The organism is Micromonospora sp. S4605, assembly GCF_003176715.1.
Lineage (GTDB): Bacteria > Actinomycetota > Actinomycetes > Mycobacteriales > Micromonosporaceae > Micromonospora > Micromonospora echinaurantiaca.
Genome location: NZ_QGSW01000123.1, coordinates 1 through 1,848, shown reverse-complemented (window position 1 = coordinate 1,848; position 1,848 = coordinate 1). Strand labels below are relative to the sequence as shown.

Annotated in this window: 1 protein-coding gene and 2 pseudogenes; 1 reads left to right on the top strand and 2 read right to left on the bottom strand. The window is 65.3% G+C overall.

Features of this window, described 5'->3' with window-relative positions:
- Positions 1-134: 134 nt before the first annotated feature.
- Both DLJ47_RS08080 and DLJ47_RS08075 read right to left on the bottom strand, forming a co-directional pair.
- Positions 135-779, bottom strand: a pseudogene (locus DLJ47_RS08080) (helix-turn-helix domain-containing protein); the annotation flags it as partial.
- A gap of 261 nt (positions 780-1,040) precedes the next feature.
- Complete coding sequence (locus DLJ47_RS08075) at positions 1,041-1,400, bottom strand: barstar family protein (RefSeq protein WP_233257717.1); 360 nt, start codon at positions 1,398-1,400, stop codon at positions 1,041-1,043.
- Positions 1,401-1,435: 35 nt separating this feature from the next.
- Here DLJ47_RS08075 and DLJ47_RS36705 point away from each other — a divergent pair.
- Positions 1,436-1,540, top strand: a pseudogene (locus DLJ47_RS36705) (IS481 family transposase); the annotation flags it as partial.
- Positions 1,541-1,848 lie beyond the last annotated feature (308 nt).

The following is a 1,848-nucleotide window of genomic DNA, read 5'->3' as shown; positions in this document are numbered from 1 at the left end:
ATGCTCGGCCTCACCCGCCTGCGCCTGCAAGACGCAACCCACCGTGACGAACAAGGCGCCCACCACGACACCTGACCTCTGCAAGATCAGCCGTACTCACCTCTGCACTCCAACGAGTACCCCGACACCTCCCCACCACCGGCGTTGAATCGGGCGGTGAACTGCTTGCCGTTGTCCGTGAGCACCTCCTCGGGCACCCCGAACCGCTGCAAAGCCTCGACGAACGCAAGGCAAACCGCCCGGCCGGTGGCCCGAGGAACGACGGCGGCGATCACGCAGAACCGGGAGTGATCGTCCACGCCGGTGACTACCTTGGCCTCCCGGCCGTTGGCGAGCATGACACCACCCACGATGTCCAACTGCCACAGCTCCATCGGCCGGCCACGTTCCCACCGCCGGTAGTCCTCCCGACGGCGCCGCCGAGGTGTCGGGTCGATCAGCCCGTGCCGGACCAGCACCCGGTAGATGGTGCTCAACGACGGCACAGGGCCGGGGCAACCACGGCGGCCCAGCTCGTAGTGCAGCCGCCGCTGACCCCACCGAGGATGGTTGCGGCGCAGCTCGCAGATCGCCGACTCAACCTCAGCCGGCGTCTGGGCCGGGTGTCCCTGGGGCCGGTGCGAGCGGTCCCGCAATCCGTCCAAGCCCTCTTCGGCATACCAGCGCAGCCACCGGTGCACCGCCTGCCGGGAGACGCCGAACCGGTCGGCCACCTCCGTCACCGCAAGCCCGGCCTGAACCTCCAACACGGCCCGATACCGCTGTTCGGTCACGCTCATCTCCACCAGCACTCGGCGGAGTGTCACGCATCAATTGAAGCCAACGTGTAACGCATCAACCGGAGTCGGACAAATTGTCACCAGAATCCCCGTTCAAAGTTTCTGTACGTCTTCAAGGCGGCCCCGAACGGGCCGCACGCGCCGCCGCCTGGGCGCGCGGACGTACCAGACGACGCGGTGGCGCGCGATTTCGCGGAAGAAAGCCGCGGCTTGGGATCCGCTTTGGCTCATGGGTTTGGTGACGGTAGCAGGGAATTTGGTTTATGGTATGAGGTGGCGGACCTGTGGAGTGCGTTGTCGATGTTCTTTCGCAGGAGTGCCGTCTCCTCGTCGTGGTCGCATAGCAGCAGCACCGTGAATGGAACGGCCTTGCCATGTGGTTGGCCGAGCGGGCTCGCCCAGTGGTGTACGGCCTCCGACAGGATCCGGAAGGGTGTGCTGATCCTCGACGCTGCTCGACAGCAGCCGGGGCGCGTTCTCGATGACGATCAGGTAGCCGTCCGCGGGCAACCAGCTCAGATCCCGGAGACAGTCGGACAACGCGTCCCAGTTCCAACCGAAGTAGCCGGGAAAGAGCAGCGCGTCGGAGAACTCGTAGAAGACGTGGCCGGCATCGGTCATCTTGCCGGCCGGGAACCTCGCGGCCCGGATGCCCCCTACCCGCCTGGCTCCACAGCTGCAACCACCACGGCAGCCACACCTCACTCGGCGGCAAACCACCCATCACCCGCGTCAACAACGCTGCTGGGCATTACATCTAGAGCATCGACGGCGAGGTAGCCAGACAAACGGCCGAATCAGTCCTGGGGACGAAAATATCTGGCGACCATGGGCGGGTGGAGCAGAGGTCGGAGGCGAGGCTGGAGAGCATCCTTCGAGGCGAGGAGGACTCGCGGCAGGCCAACTTTTTGGAGTTGTTCTTCGATCTCGTGCTGGTATTCGCCCACGGCCCCGGCGTTGTTCGGGTGTGTCCGGTTTGATCATGGTTTGTTAGATGCCGTAGGTGGCGAAGACGTCGCGGCGGTCGTGTAGGTCGCGGCGAGCGTGAGCGATGTTCGCGCGTCCGGCG